Consider the following 15404-nt stretch of genomic DNA (forward strand, 5'->3'; position numbering starts at 1 on the left):
GGGCGGAATTGCCCATGCGGCCCGGAGCACCCGGAACCGCGGATTTGCGCGGGCGGATACTGCAATCCGCCCGGCGCGTCAAATCAGAACTGGTCCTCGAACTTCTTGGCCAGGTCCTCGATGTTGTCCGGCGGCCAGTCCTCGACATCCATGCCGAGATGCAGGCCCATGCCCGAGAGCACTTCCTTGATCTCGTTCAGCGACTTGCGGCCGAAGTTCGGGGTGCGGAGCATCTCGGCTTCGGTCTTCTGGATCAGGTCGCCGATATAGACGATGTTGTCGTTCTTCAGGCAGTTCGCAGACCGGACGGACAGTTCCAGCTCGTCCACCTTCTTGAGGAGGAGCGGGTTGAACTCGAGCCCGTCATCGTCGGATTCGGCGCGGGCCGCTTCCGGCTCGTCGAAGTTGACGAAGATCTGCAGCTGGTCCTGGAGGATGCGCGCGGCGAAGGCCACGGCATCCTCGGGGGTGACCGAGCCGTCGGTCTCGATCTTCATGGTCAGCTTGTCGTAATCCAGCACCTGGCCCTCGCGGGTCGGCTGGACGTCGTAGGAGACCTTCTTGACCGGCGAGAAGATCGCGTCGATCGGGATCAGGCCGATCGGGGCGTCCTCGGGACGGTTCTTGTCGGCCGCGACGTATCCCTTCCCGATATCGACCGTCATCTCCATGTAGAGATCGGCGCCGTCATCGAGATGGCAGATGATGTGGTCGCGGTTCAGGACCTCGATGCCTGCGGATTCGGAAATCTCGCCGGCGGTCACTGCACCAGGGCCGCGGGCCTGGATGGTGATCCGCTTCGGACCTTCGACATCCATCTTAATCGCGACGCCCTTGAGGTTCAGCACGATGTCGGTCACGTCCTCGCGGACGCCCGCCACCGAGGAGAACTCGTGCAGCACGTTGTCAATCTGGACAGTGGTGATGGCCGCACCCTGCAGCGAGGACATCAGGACCCGGCGCAGCGCGTTGCCGAGCGTCAGGCCGAAGCCGCGTTCCAGAGGTTCGGCGACAAGGGTCGCCTGGCGCGTGGGATCGTTTCCCGGCTTAACGTCGAGCTGCATCGGTTTGATGAGCTCCTGCCAGTTTTTCTGGATCATGCCTGTGGCCTCCATGCTCGCCGCCTGCCCCATGTCCAAAGGCCCGCGACACCCGAGGTTGTGAACGGATCGAACCGGCGGCCGGATGCCGCCGGTTCAAAGCTTGTCGAAATCGGTCAGACGCGGCGGCGCTTGGGCGGGCGGCAGCCGTTATGCGCGATCGGGGTCACGTCGCGGATCGAGGTGATGTTGAAGCCGACTGCGGCGAGGGCGCGCAGTGCGGATTCACGTCCGGAACCGGGGCCCTGGACCTCGACCTCGAGGGTCTTGACGCCATGCTCCTGGGCCTTGCGGCCTGCATCCTCTGCAGCCATCTGGGCGGCATAGGGGGTCGACTTCCGCGAGCCCTTGAAGCCCATCGTGCCGGCGGACGACCAGGAGATCGCGTTGCCCTGCACGTCGGAGATCAGGATCTTGGTGTTGTTGAACGACGAGTTCACATGAGCAACGCCTGCGGCGATGTTCTTGCGCTCTTTTTTCTTGCCGGCATTGCGGCGGGTATCACGTGCCATGTTTCCGGTCTCCCCTTACTTCTTCTTGCCGGCGATCGGCTTCGCCGGGCCCTTGCGGGTGCGGGCGTTGGTGTGGGTGCGCTGACCGCGCACGGGGAGGTTGCGGCGATGGCGCAGGCCGCGGTAGCAGCCGAGGTCCATCAGGCGCTTGACGTTCATCTGCACTTCGCGGCGCAGGTCGCCTTCGACAGTGAAGTTCGCGTCGATATGTTCGCGGATGGCCAGAACTTCCTCGTCGGAGAGTTCGTTGACGCGACGGGTCACGTCGATCTTGACGGCTTCGCAGATCTGCTGAGCGACATGCGGGCCAATGCCGTGGATATAGGTCAGCGCGATCGGAACGCGCTTGGCCGTGGGGATGTTGACGCCGGCGATACGTGCCACGTGGTTCTTCCTTTCGTTGCGGTTCCGTAGTTCCAGAACCTTTTTTCACAACGCAAACCCGCCAGGAGGCAGGCAGCGCGGCGATCTTCGGCGAATCCGCTGCGCCGGGGCGCAATGCGGCAGCCGATTCTCAGTTGAGATGGCGTGAATTATGGAGAATCGCAGGCTAGGTCAAGGGTCGATCTGCGACACCCCGCCCAGTTGTGGGATCTGTCGGGCATGGGGCCCGGCGACCCGGAGAGTGTGTCACAAAACAAGCTGCGACGCAAACCGGAGATTTCCGGCCCCGGACCGCGGCCGGCGGCGGCAGGCTTGACCGAACCGGACGGTTCGACTACCCCGGCAGCAGTCGGAAAACGTTGGACCGGTCCGGTTATCCCGGTCCCCCGCCTCGGCGGGAGCTAGACGCGATGTCGATCCCGCGGCTGCCCACCCCAACCGGGGCCCGGCGGCGCGTGCCCGCCATGCCCCCTGCCCGAGGACCTGACGTGCCACCGACGAAAGCCACCCTGATCACCGCCCAAGTCTTCATCTCGACGATGATGGCCTTCCTGATGACCGGCATTTTCACCGCCCTGCCAATGCGCTTCGGCGACGGCTGGATCGCGGCCTGGATGCAGCGCTTCGCCCTCGCCTGGCCCGTCGCGTTCGTGCTTTCGCTGGGCGTCGGCCCGCTGGCCTTCCGGCTCGCCGGGCTGGCGATGCGGGCCTTCGGGCGCCTGACCTTCCGGCTCTGACCCGCGGCCATGAAAAAAAGGGCCCCGGAGGGCCCTTGATCCTGTTCCTGCGGAGCCGCGTCAGGCCGAGACGGACAGTGCGCCCAGAATGGCGGCCGTGACCTCGTCCATGGCCTGGTCGCCATTGACGGTCTTCAGCTTGCCGGTGCCGCGGTAGTAGTCGACCAGCGGTGCGGTGTCCTTGTGGTAGTTCACCAGGCGCTTCTTCAGGGTCTCGGCATTGTCGTCGGCGCGGGTGCCGCCGCTCTCGGCGGCGCGCTTCTCGATGCGGCCGACGAGCAGCTCGTCCGGGACCTGCATCTCGACCACGGCGTCGAGGCTCATGCCCTTGTCGGCCAGCAGCTTGTCCAGCGCCTCGGCCTGGGCCGAAGTCCGCGGGAAACCGTCGAAGATCACGCCGTTCGACGCCTGGACGTCATCCTGGTCAAGACGCTCCGACACGACGCCGATGACGATCTCGTCCGAGACCAGGTCGCCGGCATCCATGACCGCCTTGGCCTTGAGGCCGATTTCGGTCCCGGCCTTCACGGCGGCGCGCAGCATGTCGCCGGTGGAAAGCTGGACCATGCCCTGGCTGTCAATCAGCCGCTGGGCCTGGGTGCCCTTGCCCGCGCCCGGCGGTCCAAGAAGGATGATGTTCATTTGCGTCTCGTCCCTTTTTTGCTCCGCCTCTTTCCCCGGAGCTGTGACTTCTCGATCAGGCCTTCGTACTGGTGCGCCAGAAGGTGCGACTGGACCTGCTGGATCGTGTCCATCGTAACGGAGACGACAATAAGGACGGAAGTCCCCCCAAAGTAGAAGGGAATGCTCAACTGCGACCGCATGACTTCGGGAAGGAGGCAAACAAGCGCCAAATACGCGGATCCGAGGACAAGAAGTCGCACGACCACGTAGTCAAGATATTCCGCGGTCCGCTTTCCGGGCCGAATCCCCGGAACGAAGCCACCCTGATTCTTCAGGTTGTCCGCAACATCTTCGGTCTTGAATGCCACATTCTGCGTGTAAAAGTAAGTGAAGAAAACGATCATCGCTGTAAAAAAGAGTAAATACAGCGGCTGGCCGGGACCGAAATAGGCCAGGATCGTCGACATCACCGGACCTGTCTGGGAGCCCGAGAAGGTCGCCAGCGTGGTCGGCAGCAGAAGCAGCGACGAGGCGAAGATCGCCGGGATGACGCCTGCCGGGTTCACCTTGATCGGCAGGTGGCTGGAGCCGCCGTCATACATCTTCATCCCGACCTGGCGGCGCGGGTACTGGATGTGCACCTTGCGCAGCGCCCGCTCCATGAAGACCACGAAGCCGATCGTGACGACGATCATCGCGATCACCAGGAAGATCGTGCCGGGGCTGACGACGCCTGCCCGGCCCTGGGTGAAGAACTGGGCCAGGGCGGCCGGAACCTCGGCGATGATGCCGACGAAGATGATCAGCGAAATGCCGTTGCCGATGCCGCGGGCGGTGATCTGCTCGCCCAGCCACATCAGGAACATGGTGCCGCCGACCAGCGTGATCATGCAGCCGACGCGGAAGAACCAGCCCGGATCGTGGGCAAGCCCGCCGGACTCGATCGACATTGCCAGGCCGTAGGATTGCACCAGAGCCAGCGCGACCGTGCCGTAGCGGGTGTACTGGTTCAGCTTCTTGCGGCCCGCCTCGCCCTCTTTCTTGAGGTTCATCAGCGGCTCCCACATCGAGCCCAGGAGCTGGACGATGATCGAGGCCGAGATGTAGGGCATGATGCCGAGGGCGAAGATGCCCATCCGGCTGATCGCGCCGCCGGTGAACATGTTCAGGACGCCGCCGATCCCGGAGGTCGCCTGCTCCATGAAGGCCCGCAGTTCCGCGCCGTCGATGCCGGGAACCGGGATGTAGGTGCCCAGCCGGTAGACGATCAGGAGACCGATGGTGAATAGGATCCGCTGGCGCAGCTCGGTTGCCTTGCCGAAGGCCCCCCAACTGAGATTCTGCGCCATCTGTTCCGCTGCTGAAGCCATTGCGCCTCTCTTGTAACGACAGCGCCGCCTAACCGGTTTCCGGTCGGCGGCGCTTGGAAAACCTGTGGAAGTAGTAAGCGGGGCCTGCCCCGCTCACAAGCAATTAAGCGTCTGCCGCAGGGGCCGCCGCCGGAGCGGTGGTGACGGAACCGCCGGCCTTCTCGACCAGCTCTTTCGCCGATGCGGAAACCGCGGTGACCTGCAGGTCGATCTTCTGGGCGAATGCGGTCTCGGTCAGGTTGCCTGCCTCGTCCACGGTGCCGGCCAGCTTGCCCAGGACGCGGATGCCGTCGAGCTTGCGGCGCACCAGGCCCGATGCGATCAGGACGTCCTCGGTCACCGGCTGGGCAGCGTCGATCTTGCCGGCCTCGATAAATTTCTGCAGCACGCCCAGGTTGACGACGGCGTAGGACTTCCGGTTCGGCTTGTTGAAGCCGCGCTTCGGAAGGCGCATGTAGAGCGGCATCTGGCCGCCTTCATAGGCATTGATCGCCACGCCCGAACGGGATTTCTGGCCCTTGATGCCGCGGCCGCCCATCTTGCCCTTGCCGGAGCCCGGACCACGGCCGATGCGCTTGGCTTTCTTTGCGGCGCCGGGATTGTCGCGCAGTTCGTGAAGTTTCATGTCGCTTCTCCTTGCCGGACATGACCCCTGAAGCGGATGGATCAGCCACGGCTCTTCTTGATTATGGATTCGGATCCGTTCGGACCACCGCGCGCCTATATCGCCGGTTGCCGGCGGGATCAAGGGTCTTGGCGGCTCCGCGCCCTTTGCAGGAAGGGCTCAATCGGCCGGATCGAGCATCCCGTAGAGCGGACAGCCCAGCGTCACCTGCAGCGCCGCGACCAGCTGCTCGACCGTCTCGGCCGAGATGTACTGCCCCCCCGTCTGCTCGGCCAGGCAGCGCGCCGGAGACTGCGCGTCGGTATAGTCGTTCGAGGCTTCCTTGTCCCACAGGAACCGCTCGCCCCGCACCTTGTAGCCGATGACATGGACCTTCAGCCCGGGATGCTCCTTCGCGAGGTAGGCGGCCAGCTCGCAGGGGGCGCCGCCGCAGGTCTCCTTGCCGTCGGTGACCAGGACCACGTCGCCGGTGCCGCCGTCGTTGGCCAGCAGCGCGGCGGCCCTCCGGACCGCTTCGGTCAGCGGCGTCTCGCCGTCCGGCTGCAGCGCCTCGACGGCATCGATCACCGGGCCGGATGCATCCGGGATTGGCGGAAAGCGCAGCTCGATGTTCTCGCAGGTCGCCCCTGCCCCGGGCCCGTAGATCATCAGCCCGATCCGCCGCAGCCCGTCGAGCCGCGGCATCACCATTCTCAGCGCCCTGCGGGCCTCGAAGATGCGCGGCTCCGACAGCTGGTTGAAGCCCATTTCCGACATCGATCCCGAGCCGTCGAATACGACCATCGCGTCTCGGCTGCATTCCTGGGCGGAAAGGGCAGACGGCAGGATCAGGGCCAGGATCGGTGCAAGGGCCAGATACAGCATGCGCATGGGAAAACTCTGCTCCCGCGCCGGCCTCCGGGCAAGCCTCCTGTTCTGCGACTTTCGCAGGATGCCGCGATTTGCCGAAACTTTTCGCGACGGAACCGCCCCGCCCGCCCGTTGCAGAGCCGGAACAGTTCGAAAGGCCAGTGATGTTTCGGAAAATCCTTTTCTGGGCGCATTTCGCCGCCGGCGCGCTTGCCGGCATTTTCATTTTCCTGATGTCCGCCACCGGACTCCTGCTGACCTACGAGGCGCAGATCACCGAGTTCGCCGTGCGGTCCGCGGTAGAGGCGCCGGCCGGGGCCGCACCGCTCGATGCAAATGCCATGCTGGCCGCCGCTGCGGCCGCCGGGGCGCAGCCGGGCCAGACGCTGGTGCTGCACTCGGACCCGTCCGTGCCCGCGGAGGTGCGCGCCGGGCGGAGCGGCACGCGGCTCGATCCCTATAGCGGGGCACCGATGGAGGAGGCAGGCGCCGGAGCCGAGGCATTCTTCCGGCAGGTGACGTTCCTCCACCGCTGGCTCAGCGTTTCCGGTCCGTCCGACACCGGCGGCGCGATCAACGGTGCCGCCAATCTCGCCTTCCTGTTCCTCGTCGCGTCGGGGATGTACCTGTGGCTTCCGCCGGTGATGCGCTGGTCGCAAGTCAAGCTGCGGCTGCTGCTGCGCCGCGGGCTGCCGACCGCGCAGGCCCGCCACTTCAACTGGCACCATGTCTTCGGTGCCTGGGCGCTGGTGCCGCTCTTCCTCGTCGTACTGTCTGGCGTCGTGATCACCTATCCATGGGCGTCGAACCTCGTCTTCGCCGCTGCCGGCGAAACCGCCCCGGCCGGCCGGGGTGCGGGCGGCGGCGCAATGCCGGCCTCGCTGGCCTCCGAAACGCTCGGCGAGGCCGCGCCGCTCGATGCTGATGCCCTCTATGCCGCTGCGGGCGCGCTGGTCCCGGGCTGGAAGACCGCGGCGCTGACCCTGCCCGCCGCAGATGCCCGCTATGCCGGGTTCTCCATGGACCGGGGCAACGGCCGACAGGCCGGCCTGCGCGAAACGCTGGTGATCGACAGGGAAACCGGGGCTGCCGTCGCCCGCAGCGGAGCGGAGGCACAGAGCCTTGGCACGCGCCTGCGCATCTGGTTCCGCTTCGTCCATACCGGCGAGGTCTACGGCATCCTCGGCCAGACCGCCGCCGGGCTCGCCTGCATCGCCGCGATGATGCTGGTCTATACCGGCTTTTCGCTGGGCCTGCGCAGGTTGGGCCGGATGCGGCGCAAGGCCAGGGCGCGCGCTGCCGCCTGAGGGGGCCGCGGTGCGGCGTGCATGACCCGGCGACCGGCGCTATCATCGGCTCCGCAACCAAGCAGGAGACCGAGATGCCGCCCCCGCCCCGGGTCATCCATGCCACCGACGGGACGCCCTACACGCTGCGGCCGATCCGGCAGGACGACGCGCCGTCCCTGATCCGCGGCTTCGAGGCGATGCCGCCCCGGAACCGCTGGTTCCGGCTGCTCCACCCGGTGCCGCATCTGACGCCGGAGATGGCGGCGGAGTTCTGCCGCCCCAATCCGCGCCACACGGTCTGCCTCGTGGTTGAAGGGCGCGGCCCGCTCGAGGGCGACATCCTCGGCGGCGCCCGCATCACCGATCTGGAACGCGGCGAACCGGCCGAATTCTCGGTCTCGCTCCGGCCGGAAGCCGAGGGCATGGGGCTGGCCCGGCAATCGCTGGAGGCGGTGATCGGCGTCGCGCGCAGCCGCGGGGCGACCGGCGTCTGGGGCAGCATCTCGGGCGACAACAGCTGGATGCTGGGCCTCGCCAAGCGGCTGGGGATGAGCCTGTCGCTCGATCCCGACGATTTCTCGCTGCGCCTCGCCCGACTTGATTTCGGTCCCGAAGACTGAGCTCAGCGCTTGGCCAGCCGCCGGCTGTTGGCGCGGGTCTTGGCCTCTATCGGGCGCATCGCCGCCAGCATCGCCGCAGCCGTCCCCTTGCTTCCTGCAGTGGCGCGCACCGCCATCTCGAAGGACTTCGCGAAGGCTGCCGGTTTCTCCATCACCATCCGCGCCGCCTCTTCGGGGCGCATCGTGCCGAGGGCCATCTGCATCGTCCGTTGCTGGATGACCGCCGAGGCGGAGAACATCATGCGGCTGTAGGACAGGGTGAATTCCTGCCAGGTTCGCGCGGCCGTCATCGCCGCCTTCATGTCGTACATGGCACTGCTCGCTTCTTTCCGTTGTAGGGGGTTACCTAGCCCGTGCCGGCGCCGGGCGGAAGGGCGGAAGGGCGGACGGTCCGCGTCTCAGGCCGCCTGCCGTTCTCGGGCCGCCCCGAGGATCGCGCCCAGCGTCGCGTCATGCAGCATCCCGCGCTGGCCGACCTGCGCGAAGGCGTGGTCGGCCATCGGGTAGAGCCGCCGCACCGCCTGGGGAATCCGCATCAGGTAGGTCTCGGACACCGATGGCGGCACGATCGCATCCTCGCTGCCGTGATGCAGGGTCACCGGACAGGAGATGCGATCGGACCCCTCGAGCGGATCGAAATCCAGCGCCGCCTCGCGGAAGGCCGCCCCCAGCGCCTGGCCGTTGAAATCGAAGGTGCGGCCCGCATCCAGCGGTGCGAGGCTTCGGCCCCGGATATGGCCCGCGCGGATCTCGTCGGCAAAATTGGCGGCGGGCGCCCAGAGATGCAGGCTCGCGATGTCGGACGGCCGCCGGGCAGCCAGGCAGGCCGCTTCCATGGCGCCCAGCGAATGGCCGGCCAGGTGGACCTGCGCGCGGGACGGACCCTGCGCGTAGTCTAGCATCGCCGAAAGCTGGTCGATCTCGTCGGGCACGGAAATGTCGGCGAAGGCCCCCTCGCTCTCGCCGTGGCCGGCACGGTCGAAGGCGAAGACGGCAAAACCCTCGGCTTGCAGGCGGCGGGCGAAATCCGAAAGCAGCCGCCCCGGGCCGATCCGGTTTCCGGAAAACCCGTGGACGAGCATGACGGAGCCCATCGGGCTGCGGTCGGCCGGATAGAAGGCTCCGTAGAGCGTCAGGCCGCGATGGGAAATGTCGATCTGGCGAAGCGTGGACACCGGGTCTCTCCTGTCTCGTTGCAGGGCGAACGCGCAGCGGGATCAGGGGTTCCGGGCTTGCACTCGGCAGAAAGCAGAACGCCCCGGCACTGGGGCCGGGGCGTTCGGATTCGAGGTCGGAGAGGGGCTCAGCCGCGCTCTTCGATGATCTCGACCAGATGCGGGATCTTGTTGATCATGCCGCGCACGGAGGGGGTGTCCTCCAGCTCGCGAGTCTTGTGCATCTTGTTGAGGCCCAGGCCGATCAGCGTCTTGCGCTGGATTTCCGGGCGGCGGATCGGGGAACCGATCTGCTTGACAACGATGGTTTTCGCCATGGGTCCGCTCCTTATGCGTCAGCCGTTTCGGCCACCGCTTCGTCCTTCTTGGGAAGGATGTCGGCGACTTTCTTGCCGCGGCGCTGCGCAACCTGGCGCGGGCTTGCTTCGCGGCCGAGACCGTTCAGCGTGGCGCGGATCATGTTGTAGGGGTTCTGCGAGCCGATCGACTTCGCGACCACGTCGTGGATGCCCAGCATCTCGAACACGGCGCGCATCGGACCGCCGGCGATGATGCCGGTACCGTGCGGGGCGGTGCGCATGACGACGCGGCCCGCACCGTGGCGGCCCTCGATGTCGTGGTGCAGCGTCCGGCCTTCCTTCAGCGGCACGCGGATCATCTGGCGCTTCGCCTGCTCGGTGGCCTTGCGGATGGCCTCGGGGACCTCCTTCGCCTTGCCCTTGCCGAAGCCGACGCGGCCCTTCTGGTCGCCGACGACGACGAGTGCTGCGAAGCCGAAGCGCTTGCCGCCCTTGACCGTCTTGGAGACGCGGTTGATCGCGACCAGGCGATCTGCGAATTCCGGTGCCTCGTCGCGGTCGCGGCGGTCCCGGCGGTTTTCACGTTCTGCCATGTGGCAATTTCCTTGTTTCAGGCGCCAGGCGCCGTCTTGGTCCAATCCAGGTGAGCGGGCCGTGGCCCGGCTCCCGGATCATCGAGGCAGCGCCGATGGCGCTGCCTGCACAGGTCCTGCAATGAAGGCACGCCCCGGAGGGCGCGCGATCAGAACTTCAGACCGCCTTCGCGTGCGGCGTCGGCCAGAGCCTTCACCTTGCCGTGGAACAGGAAGCCGCCACGGTCGAAGTAGCACTCTTCCACGCCCTTCGCCTTGGCACGCTCTGCAATCAGGGCGCCGACCTTGGCTGCGGCTTCGACGTTGTTCTTGCCTGCCAGACCAAGATCCTTCTCGAGGGTCGAGGCGGAGGCCAGGGTGATGCCCTGGACGTCGTCGATCAGCTGGACGCTGATGTTCTTGTTCGAACGGAAGACCGACAGGCGCGCACGCCCGTTTGCCATTTTCCGCAGTTTGTTCCGAACGCGCAACCGGCGCTTCAGGAACAGCTCTCGTTTGCTGTTGGCCATGTTGCCCGTCCTTACTTCTTCTTGCCTTCCTTGCGGAAGATGAACTCGCCCTTGTAACGGATGCCCTTGCCCTTGTAGGGCTCGGGTCCCCGCCACTCGCGGATGTTGGCTGCGACCTGGCCGACCAGCTGCTGGTCGATGCCTTCCACGACGATCTCGGTCTGTTTCGGGCAGGTCACGGTGATGCCTGCCGGAACGTCGAAGTTCACGTCATGGGAGTAGCCGAGCGCCAGCTTCAGGGTGTTGCCCTGGATCTGGGCACGGTAGCCGACGCCCTGGATTTCCAGCTCTTTCTTGAAGCCGTCCGACACGCCGGTGACGAGGTTCGCCACCATGGTGCGGGTCATGCCCCACTGCTGCCGCGCAACCTTGGTCTTGTTGACCGGGGTCACCTTGACGGCGCCGTCTTCCAGTTCGAGGCTGACCAGGTCCGTTGCGGTGAAGCTGCGGGTCCCTTTCGGACCCTTCACTTCGACCGTCTGGCCCTTGATGTCTGCGGTCACGCCAGAAGGAAGGGCGACCGGTTTCTTGCCGATACGAGACATTTCTGCCCTCCTTAGAACACGGTGCAGAGAACTTCGCCGCCGACATTGGCCTGGCGCGCGTTCGCATCGGTCATCACGCCCTTCGGCGTGGAGACGATGGAGACGCCCAGACCCTGACGGACCTGCGGGATCTCGGTGGCGCCGGCGTAGACGCGGCGGCCGGGGGTGGAAACGCGCTTCAGCTCGCGGATGACCGGAGTGCCTTCGAAGTACTTCAGGCTGATCTTGAGGGCCGGGTGGCCGTCATCGCCGGTCACGGCTTCGTAGCCGCGGATGTAGCCTTCGTCGGCCAGCACGTCGAGAACCCATGCGCGCAGCTTCGACGCCGGGGTGACGACGGTCGACTTGCGGCGCAGCTGGGCGTTGCGGATGCGGGTGAGCATATCGCCGAGAGGATCGTTCATGTGTTTAAACCTCCCTTACCAGCTGGACTTCACGAGGCCCGGGATCTGGCCTGCGGACCCGAGGTCGCGCAGCATGATCCGGGAGACCTTGAGCTTGCGGTAGTAGGCGTGGGGACGCCCGGTGAGCTGGCAGCGGTTGTGCAGCCGGGTTGCCGAGGAGTTGCGCGGCAGCTTCGCCAGTTTCAGGCGTGCCTTGAAGCGCTCTTCCATCGGGCGGTTTTCGTCATTCGCGATCTCTTTGAGCTCGGCGCGCTTGGCGGCATACTGCTCCACCAGGCGTTCCCGCTTCTTCTCGCGTTCGATCATGGATTTTTTTGCCATGTCCTCGATCCTCGCCTTAGCTGTTGAACGGCATGTTGAAAGCTTTCAACAGCGCCTTGGCTTCCGCATCCGTCGAAGCGGTGGTGCAGATGATGATGTCCATGCCGCGAACCGCGTCGACCTTGTCGAACTCGATTTCCGGGAAGACGATGTGTTCCTTCAGGCCGGTGGCGTAGTTGCCGCGGCCGTCGAAGGACTTGCCCGACACGCCGCGGAAGTCGCGGATGCGGGGCATGGCGATCGTGATGAGGCGATCGAGGAATTCGTACATGCGGTCGCCGCGCAGCGTCACCTTGGTGCCCAGCGGCATGCCTTCACGGACGCGGAAGCCTGCAATCGACTTCTTCGCCTTGGTGATGACTGCCTTCTGGCCGGCGATCGCGGTCAGATCTTCCGCTGCCGACTTCACCTTCTTGGTGTCGTTGACGGCTTCGCCGACGCCCATGTTCAGGACGATCTTGTCCAGACGCGGGATCATCATGACGTTCTTGTAGCCGAACTCTTCCTGCAGCTTTGCACGGACTTCGTTGCGGTACAGGGCCTTGAGGCGCGGGGTGTAATCGGTCACGTCGAGCATCAGACGGTCTCCCCGGTGGTCTTGGCGAAACGCACCTTCTTGCCGTCTTCCTCGCGGAAGCCGACGCGGGTGGCCTTGCCGTTGCTGTCCAGGAGCGCAAGGTTCGACAGATCGATCGGCATCGCCTTCGGGATGCGGCCGCCCTGGGACTGCTGGCTCTGGCGGGTATGGCGGATGGCGATGTTCACGCCCTCGACGACGGCCTTGCCGGCCTTCGGATCGACAGACTGGATCTCGCCCTGCTTGCCCTTGTCCTTGCCGGCAAGGACGACGACCTTGTCGCCTTTCTTAAGCTTCGCAGCCATCTCAGAGCACCTCCGGCGCCAGCGAAATGATCTTCATGAAGTTCTTCGCGCGCAGCTCGCGGACGACCGGCCCGAAAATACGGGTGCCGACCGGCTCGCCGTTGTTGTTCAGGATGACGGCAGCGTTGCGGTCGAAGCGGATGGCGGTGCCATCTTCGCGGCGAACTTCCTTTGCGGTCCGGACAACGACGGCTTTCCGCACGTCACCCTTCTTCACGCGGCCCCGCGGAATGGCTTCCTTAACCGAGACGACGATGATGTCGCCCACGGAAGCGTATTTCCGCTTCGAACCGCCGAGGACCTTGATGCACTGAACCCGGCGGGCGCCGGAGTTGTCAGCGACATCCAGATTGGTCTGCATCTGGATCATGGTTAGTCTCCCGACCTTTGGGAACGAGTCCCAGGGTTTCGAATATGTCGGGGTGCGCTACAGCACCCGTCGTATCCAGTCAACTGAAAGCGAGGCGCCTTACCAGGTGCCGTGCACTTCCCAGCGCTTCGTCTTCGACTTCGGCGCGCATTCGATGATGCGGACCTTGTCACCTGCCTTGTAGGTGTTCTGCTCGTCGTGCGCCCGGTACTTCTTGGATTTCCGGATGGTCTTCTGCAGGACCGGGTGCTTGAAGCGGCGCTCGACCGAAACGGTGACGGTCTGCTCGTTCGCGGCGCTGGTGACGACACCTTGCAGGATGCGTTTGGGCATGGATCAGGCCTCCGCTTTGGCAGCTGCAGCCGCCTTCTCGTTGAGAATGGTCTTCACGCGTGCGACGTCGCGCTTGACGGAGCGCATGCGTGCAGTGTTTTCCAGCTGGCTGGTGGCCTGCTGGAAGCGGAGGTTGAAGGCTTCTTTCTTCAGATCGGCCAGTTGCTCGCGCAGCTGGTCCGGGGTCTTCTCGCGAAGTTCCGTGGCGTTCATCGCCTTTTCCTTTGCACAATCACCGGAGAGCCCCCTGCGTTCGAGGTCACTCTGATTCCGGTGGAGTCGGTGAATGAGCGGCCCCTATACCCGCATGAAGGAAGCGTGACAAGGCTTTCCGGTACCCGTCTGCGGTTTTCCGGACCGGTGCGCCGCGGGCGCCCTGTCGCTATGCAAATGAGGGGAGTGGAGCGGGTAGTCGGAATCGAACCGACACCAAGAGCTTGGAAGGCTCGTGTGATACCATTTCACCATACCCGCGCCGTTCCGGAGACATAGAAGAAGCCCGCGGGGGAGGCAAGCCCAAAGGCAGAGTTTTGGCCGCCCGGGATAGTACGGCCCGGCTCAGGCGGCGGCGCCTTGCGGCCGTTCGCCGGCCCGCCCGGCACCGCGCAGCGCCGCAGCCGCGGCCAGTGCACCGATCAGCATGGCACCGCCGGCCGGCAGCGGCACGTCCGGCATGTCCGCGACCCGGACGGCAATCCCGTAGGTTCCCTGTTGATCGGGCGTGAACCATGCGAGATCCACAGCCCCCGCATCCGAGCCCTGCGCGTGGTAGGTCAGCCCCATCACTTCCCAGAAAACGTCCAGCCAATAATAGCCGGTCCAGGTGGTGACATTCCAATCCTCACCCTGCACGGTCACGGTGATCGCGGAGGCAGGGGCAGAGGACAAGGTGCAGGCTGCCAGCACTGCAGCCGGAAAACTGGGCATTTGAAACTGACCTTGCCCCCGGATCCCGGACTGGGGCGATATTCACTATGCTTCCATCGCGGCGGCCATGTCGATCCGTGTCTGCTCGGGCGTGCGGTAACCGATGCTGGAATGGCGGCGCTGGCGATTGTAGAAGATCGCGATGTATTCGAACAGCGCGGCCTTTGCCTCCTGGCGCGACCGGAACCTGGTTCGATGGACCAGCTCGTTCTTCAGCGATCCGAAGAAGCTCACCATCGGCTCGGACCAGCTTGAACTCGAGACAATTGCCTTTCCGGCTCATCGAGGCGACGGCTTTCCAGGCATCGAGAAGCCGCCTGTAGTCACCGGCCGCGTACTGGACGCCCCTATCTGAATGACAGATCAGCCCCGGCGCCGGCCGCCGGTTCTGCAGAGCCATGCGCATCGCCTCGACCGCGAGGCTGCTCTTGAGCCTCTCGGACATCGACCAGCCGACGATCTCCATGGTGGCGTTCGCCATCGGTCTCGGACCAGTGGCGACACTATGACGAACTCCTTGACTGCGGCGAGGCAAAGCCAGCCCTCGTCCGTGGGCACGTAGGTGATGTCCGCCAGCCAGATGCGATCGGGCTCCGAGGCCCGGAAATTCCGCCTAAGCAGGTTCGGGGCGTTCTGCGCCTCCGGATGGTCCCCCGGATCATCCGGCCCGCTGGCGCGGACCAGCTCGAACCCGAGATTGTGCCGGCTATCCGTCGTCCTCGGGACCTGCCGACCTTTGCGTGGCGGGCGGATATCGCTCGCCATTGCCCTCGGACCCATGGCGGACAATGGCTCGCTCTTTCATCAGCTTGGCCACCGTCTTCCGGGCAACCCGGATGCCTTGGTCCCGCAGTTCGGCGTGGATGCGCGGGGCTCCGTATCGCCGGCGGCCGGCCTCGAAGATTGCACGTATCCGCGGCAACAGGGCGTCCCGGG

The 15404-nt window shown here is 65.4% G+C and carries 26 protein-coding genes, 1 tRNA gene and 1 pseudogene; 3 read left to right on the forward strand and 25 right to left on the reverse strand.

The genetic code is table 11. The features are described 5' to 3' along the window. Positions 1–83: 83 nt before the first annotated feature. From HCC78_RS18555 to rpsM, 3 genes are all read right to left on the reverse strand, one after another. On the reverse strand, positions 84–1100 hold the full coding sequence (locus HCC78_RS18555) for a DNA-directed RNA polymerase subunit alpha (protein ID WP_172330289.1): 1017 nt from the start codon (positions 1098–1100) through the stop codon (positions 84–86). Positions 1101–1216: 116 nt separating this feature from the next. Beyond that, positions 1217–1612: a 30S ribosomal protein S11 gene (gene rpsK / locus HCC78_RS18560; RefSeq protein WP_138469806.1), complete on the reverse strand. Its 396-nt coding sequence runs from the start codon at positions 1610–1612 to the stop codon at positions 1217–1219. 15 nt (positions 1613–1627) lie between these two features. Next, positions 1628–1996 carry a 30S ribosomal protein S13 gene (gene rpsM, locus HCC78_RS18565; protein ID WP_172330290.1) on the reverse strand — a complete coding sequence of 123 codons (369 nt, stop codon included), beginning with the start codon at positions 1994–1996 and terminating at the stop codon, positions 1628–1630. 488 nt (positions 1997–2484) lie between these two features. On the opposite strand from rpsM, the gene HCC78_RS18570 reads away from it, so the two are divergent. Further along, on the forward strand, positions 2485–2733 hold the full coding sequence (locus HCC78_RS18570; protein WP_371743860.1) for a DUF2798 domain-containing protein: 249 nt from the start codon (positions 2485–2487) through the stop codon (positions 2731–2733). A gap of 60 nt (positions 2734–2793) precedes the next feature. Here the strand turns inward: HCC78_RS18570 and HCC78_RS18575 are convergent, their stop codons facing one another. The 4 genes from HCC78_RS18575 to HCC78_RS18590 all read right to left on the reverse strand — a co-directional run bounded on the left by HCC78_RS18575 (position 2794) and on the right by HCC78_RS18590 (position 6222). Then, positions 2794–3375, reverse strand: a complete 582-nt coding sequence (locus HCC78_RS18575; RefSeq protein ID WP_172330291.1) for an adenylate kinase — start codon at positions 3373–3375, stop codon at positions 2794–2796. Further along, positions 3372–4727 carry a preprotein translocase subunit SecY gene (gene secY, locus HCC78_RS18580; protein WP_172330292.1) on the reverse strand — a complete coding sequence of 452 codons (1356 nt, stop codon included), beginning with the start codon at positions 4725–4727 and terminating at the stop codon, positions 3372–3374. Before secY ends, HCC78_RS18575 begins: the two co-directional genes overlap by 4 nt. A 103-nt stretch (positions 4728–4830) precedes the next feature. Continuing rightward, on the reverse strand, positions 4831–5352 hold the full coding sequence (gene rplO / locus HCC78_RS18585) for a 50S ribosomal protein L15 (protein WP_172330293.1): 522 nt from the start codon (positions 5350–5352) through the stop codon (positions 4831–4833). Between the two features lie 159 nt (positions 5353–5511). Next, positions 5512–6222 (reverse strand): VWA domain-containing protein, encoded by a 711-nt coding sequence (locus HCC78_RS18590; protein WP_253949246.1) that lies wholly within the window; start codon positions 6220–6222, stop codon positions 5512–5514. Positions 6223–6365: 143 nt separating this feature from the next. Between HCC78_RS18590 and HCC78_RS18595 the strand changes: the two genes are divergently transcribed. Continuing rightward, the gene (locus HCC78_RS18595; protein ID WP_172330294.1) at positions 6366–7508 is read left to right on the forward strand and encodes a PepSY domain-containing protein; all 1143 of its coding nucleotides are present in this window, start codon (positions 6366–6368) and stop codon (positions 7506–7508) included. Between the two features lie 74 nt (positions 7509–7582). Next, positions 7583–8110 carry a GNAT family N-acetyltransferase gene (locus tag HCC78_RS18600; RefSeq protein ID WP_172330295.1) on the forward strand — a complete coding sequence of 176 codons (528 nt, stop codon included), beginning with the start codon at positions 7583–7585 and terminating at the stop codon, positions 8108–8110. A gap of 2 nt (positions 8111–8112) precedes the next feature. On the opposite strand, the gene HCC78_RS18605 is transcribed toward HCC78_RS18600, so the two are convergent. The 18 genes and pseudogenes from HCC78_RS18605 to HCC78_RS34880 form a co-directional block, all read right to left on the reverse strand. Beyond that, positions 8113–8421 carry a hypothetical protein gene (locus HCC78_RS18605; protein WP_172330296.1) on the reverse strand — a complete coding sequence of 103 codons (309 nt, stop codon included), beginning with the start codon at positions 8419–8421 and terminating at the stop codon, positions 8113–8115. Positions 8422–8508: 87 nt separating this feature from the next. After that, positions 8509–9285 carry an alpha/beta fold hydrolase gene (locus HCC78_RS18610; RefSeq protein WP_172330297.1) on the reverse strand — a complete coding sequence of 259 codons (777 nt, stop codon included), beginning with the start codon at positions 9283–9285 and terminating at the stop codon, positions 8509–8511. Positions 9286–9413: 128 nt separating this feature from the next. Then, entirely contained in the window at positions 9414–9602 is a 189-nt protein-coding gene (rpmD, locus tag HCC78_RS18615; RefSeq protein ID WP_172330298.1) for a 50S ribosomal protein L30, read from the reverse strand. Between the two features lie 11 nt (positions 9603–9613). Further along, positions 9614–10177, reverse strand: coding sequence for a 30S ribosomal protein S5 (gene rpsE / locus HCC78_RS18620; protein WP_172330299.1), 564 nt, complete (start codon positions 10175–10177; stop codon positions 9614–9616). A gap of 149 nt (positions 10178–10326) precedes the next feature. Then, entirely contained in the window at positions 10327–10686 is a 360-nt protein-coding gene (rplR, locus tag HCC78_RS18625) for a 50S ribosomal protein L18 (protein ID WP_172330300.1), read from the reverse strand. 11 nt (positions 10687–10697) lie between these two features. Next, on the reverse strand, positions 10698–11231 hold the full coding sequence (gene rplF / locus HCC78_RS18630; RefSeq protein WP_108258677.1) for a 50S ribosomal protein L6: 534 nt from the start codon (positions 11229–11231) through the stop codon (positions 10698–10700). An 11-nt stretch (positions 11232–11242) separates the two neighbouring features. Continuing rightward, the gene (gene rpsH / locus HCC78_RS18635) at positions 11243–11635 is read right to left on the reverse strand and encodes a 30S ribosomal protein S8 (protein ID WP_172330301.1); all 393 of its coding nucleotides are present in this window, start codon (positions 11633–11635) and stop codon (positions 11243–11245) included. A 15-nt stretch (positions 11636–11650) separates the two neighbouring features. After that, positions 11651–11956 carry a 30S ribosomal protein S14 gene (gene rpsN, locus HCC78_RS18640; RefSeq protein ID WP_172330302.1) on the reverse strand — a complete coding sequence of 102 codons (306 nt, stop codon included), beginning with the start codon at positions 11954–11956 and terminating at the stop codon, positions 11651–11653. Positions 11957–11972: 16 nt separating this feature from the next. Beyond that, a complete protein-coding gene (gene rplE / locus HCC78_RS18645) occupies positions 11973–12533 on the reverse strand; it encodes a 50S ribosomal protein L5 (RefSeq protein WP_172330303.1) in 561 nt (186 codons plus the stop codon). Further along, positions 12533–12838 carry a 50S ribosomal protein L24 gene (rplX, locus tag HCC78_RS18650; RefSeq protein ID WP_172330304.1) on the reverse strand — a complete coding sequence of 102 codons (306 nt, stop codon included), beginning with the start codon at positions 12836–12838 and terminating at the stop codon, positions 12533–12535. Before rplX ends, rplE begins: the two co-directional genes overlap by 1 nt. Before the next feature lies 1 nt (position 12839). Next, a complete protein-coding gene (gene rplN, locus HCC78_RS18655; RefSeq protein WP_072708063.1) occupies positions 12840–13208 on the reverse strand; it encodes a 50S ribosomal protein L14 in 369 nt (122 codons plus the stop codon). 99 nt (positions 13209–13307) lie between these two features. After that, on the reverse strand, positions 13308–13541 hold the full coding sequence (rpsQ, locus tag HCC78_RS18660; protein ID WP_172330305.1) for a 30S ribosomal protein S17: 234 nt from the start codon (positions 13539–13541) through the stop codon (positions 13308–13310). Between the two features lie 3 nt (positions 13542–13544). Beyond that, a complete protein-coding gene (gene rpmC / locus HCC78_RS18665; RefSeq protein ID WP_172330306.1) occupies positions 13545–13754 on the reverse strand; it encodes a 50S ribosomal protein L29 in 210 nt (69 codons plus the stop codon). 187 nt (positions 13755–13941) lie between these two features. Beyond that, positions 13942–14015 (reverse strand) — tRNA-Gly (locus HCC78_RS18670). 84 nt (positions 14016–14099) lie between these two features. Continuing rightward, complete coding sequence (locus HCC78_RS18675) at positions 14100–14468, reverse strand: hypothetical protein (protein ID WP_172330307.1); 369 nt, start codon at positions 14466–14468, stop codon at positions 14100–14102. Between the two features lie 45 nt (positions 14469–14513). Beyond that, a complete protein-coding gene (locus HCC78_RS18680; protein WP_172330308.1) occupies positions 14514–14702 on the reverse strand; it encodes an IS3 family transposase in 189 nt (62 codons plus the stop codon). A gap of 40 nt (positions 14703–14742) precedes the next feature. Next, positions 14743–14949: pseudogene (locus HCC78_RS34875) on the reverse strand (DDE-type integrase/transposase/recombinase); the annotation flags it as partial. Between the two features lie 225 nt (positions 14950–15174). Continuing rightward, positions 15175–15390 (reverse strand): IS3 family transposase, encoded by a 216-nt coding sequence (locus tag HCC78_RS34880; protein WP_371743861.1) that lies wholly within the window; start codon positions 15388–15390, stop codon positions 15175–15177. Positions 15391–15404 lie beyond the last annotated feature (14 nt).

It is taken from the genome of Mangrovicoccus sp. HB161399, assembly GCF_013184745.1.
Taxonomy (GTDB): domain Bacteria; phylum Pseudomonadota; class Alphaproteobacteria; order Rhodobacterales; family Rhodobacteraceae; genus Mangrovicoccus.

What these genes read in the sequence shown, in the direction of transcription:
- HCC78_RS18555 (WP_172330289.1), bottom strand. Translation starts at nt 1,100, where the DNA reads ATGATCCAGAAAAACTGGCAGGAGCTCATCAAACCGATGCAGCTCGAC.
- rpsK (WP_138469806.1), bottom strand. Translation starts at nt 1,612, where the DNA reads ATGGCACGTGATACCCGCCGCAATGCCGGCAAGAAAAAAGAGCGCAAG.
- HCC78_RS18575 (WP_172330291.1), bottom strand. Translation starts at nt 3,375, where the DNA reads ATGAACATCATCCTTCTTGGACCGCCGGGCGCGGGCAAGGGCACCCAG.
- secY (WP_172330292.1), bottom strand. Translation starts at nt 4,727, where the DNA reads ATGGCTTCAGCAGCGGAACAGATGGCGCAGAATCTCAGTTGGGGGGCC.
- rplO (WP_172330293.1), bottom strand. Translation starts at nt 5,352, where the DNA reads ATGAAACTTCACGAACTGCGCGACAATCCCGGCGCCGCAAAGAAAGCC.
- HCC78_RS18590 (WP_253949246.1), bottom strand. Translation starts at nt 6,222, where the DNA reads ATGCGCATGCTGTATCTGGCCCTTGCACCGATCCTGGCCCTGATCCTG.
- HCC78_RS18595 (WP_172330294.1), top strand. Translation starts at nt 6,366, where the DNA reads ATGTTTCGGAAAATCCTTTTCTGGGCGCATTTCGCCGCCGGCGCGCTT.
- HCC78_RS18600 (WP_172330295.1), top strand. Translation starts at nt 7,583, where the DNA reads ATGCCGCCCCCGCCCCGGGTCATCCATGCCACCGACGGGACGCCCTAC.
- HCC78_RS18605 (WP_172330296.1), bottom strand. Translation starts at nt 8,421, where the DNA reads ATGTACGACATGAAGGCGGCGATGACGGCCGCGCGAACCTGGCAGGAA.
- rpmD (WP_172330298.1), bottom strand. Translation starts at nt 9,602, where the DNA reads ATGGCGAAAACCATCGTTGTCAAGCAGATCGGTTCCCCGATCCGCCGC.
- rpsE (WP_172330299.1), bottom strand. Translation starts at nt 10,177, where the DNA reads ATGGCAGAACGTGAAAACCGCCGGGACCGCCGCGACCGCGACGAGGCA.
- rplR (WP_172330300.1), bottom strand. Translation starts at nt 10,686, where the DNA reads ATGGCCAACAGCAAACGAGAGCTGTTCCTGAAGCGCCGGTTGCGCGTT.
- rplF (WP_108258677.1), bottom strand. Translation starts at nt 11,231, where the DNA reads ATGTCTCGTATCGGCAAGAAACCGGTCGCCCTTCCTTCTGGCGTGACC.
- rpsH (WP_172330301.1), bottom strand. Translation starts at nt 11,635, where the DNA reads ATGAACGATCCTCTCGGCGATATGCTCACCCGCATCCGCAACGCCCAG.
- rpsN (WP_172330302.1), bottom strand. Translation starts at nt 11,956, where the DNA reads ATGGCAAAAAAATCCATGATCGAACGCGAGAAGAAGCGGGAACGCCTG.
- rplE (WP_172330303.1), bottom strand. Translation starts at nt 12,533, where the DNA reads ATGCTCGACGTGACCGATTACACCCCGCGCCTCAAGGCCCTGTACCGC.
- rplX (WP_172330304.1), bottom strand. Translation starts at nt 12,838, where the DNA reads ATGGCTGCGAAGCTTAAGAAAGGCGACAAGGTCGTCGTCCTTGCCGGC.
- rplN (WP_072708063.1), bottom strand. Translation starts at nt 13,208, where the DNA reads ATGATCCAGATGCAGACCAATCTGGATGTCGCTGACAACTCCGGCGCC.
- rpsQ (WP_172330305.1), bottom strand. Translation starts at nt 13,541, where the DNA reads ATGCCCAAACGCATCCTGCAAGGTGTCGTCACCAGCGCCGCGAACGAG.
- rpmC (WP_172330306.1), bottom strand. Translation starts at nt 13,754, where the DNA reads ATGAACGCCACGGAACTTCGCGAGAAGACCCCGGACCAGCTGCGCGAG.
- HCC78_RS18675 (WP_172330307.1), bottom strand. Translation starts at nt 14,468, where the DNA reads ATGCCCAGTTTTCCGGCTGCAGTGCTGGCAGCCTGCACCTTGTCCTCT.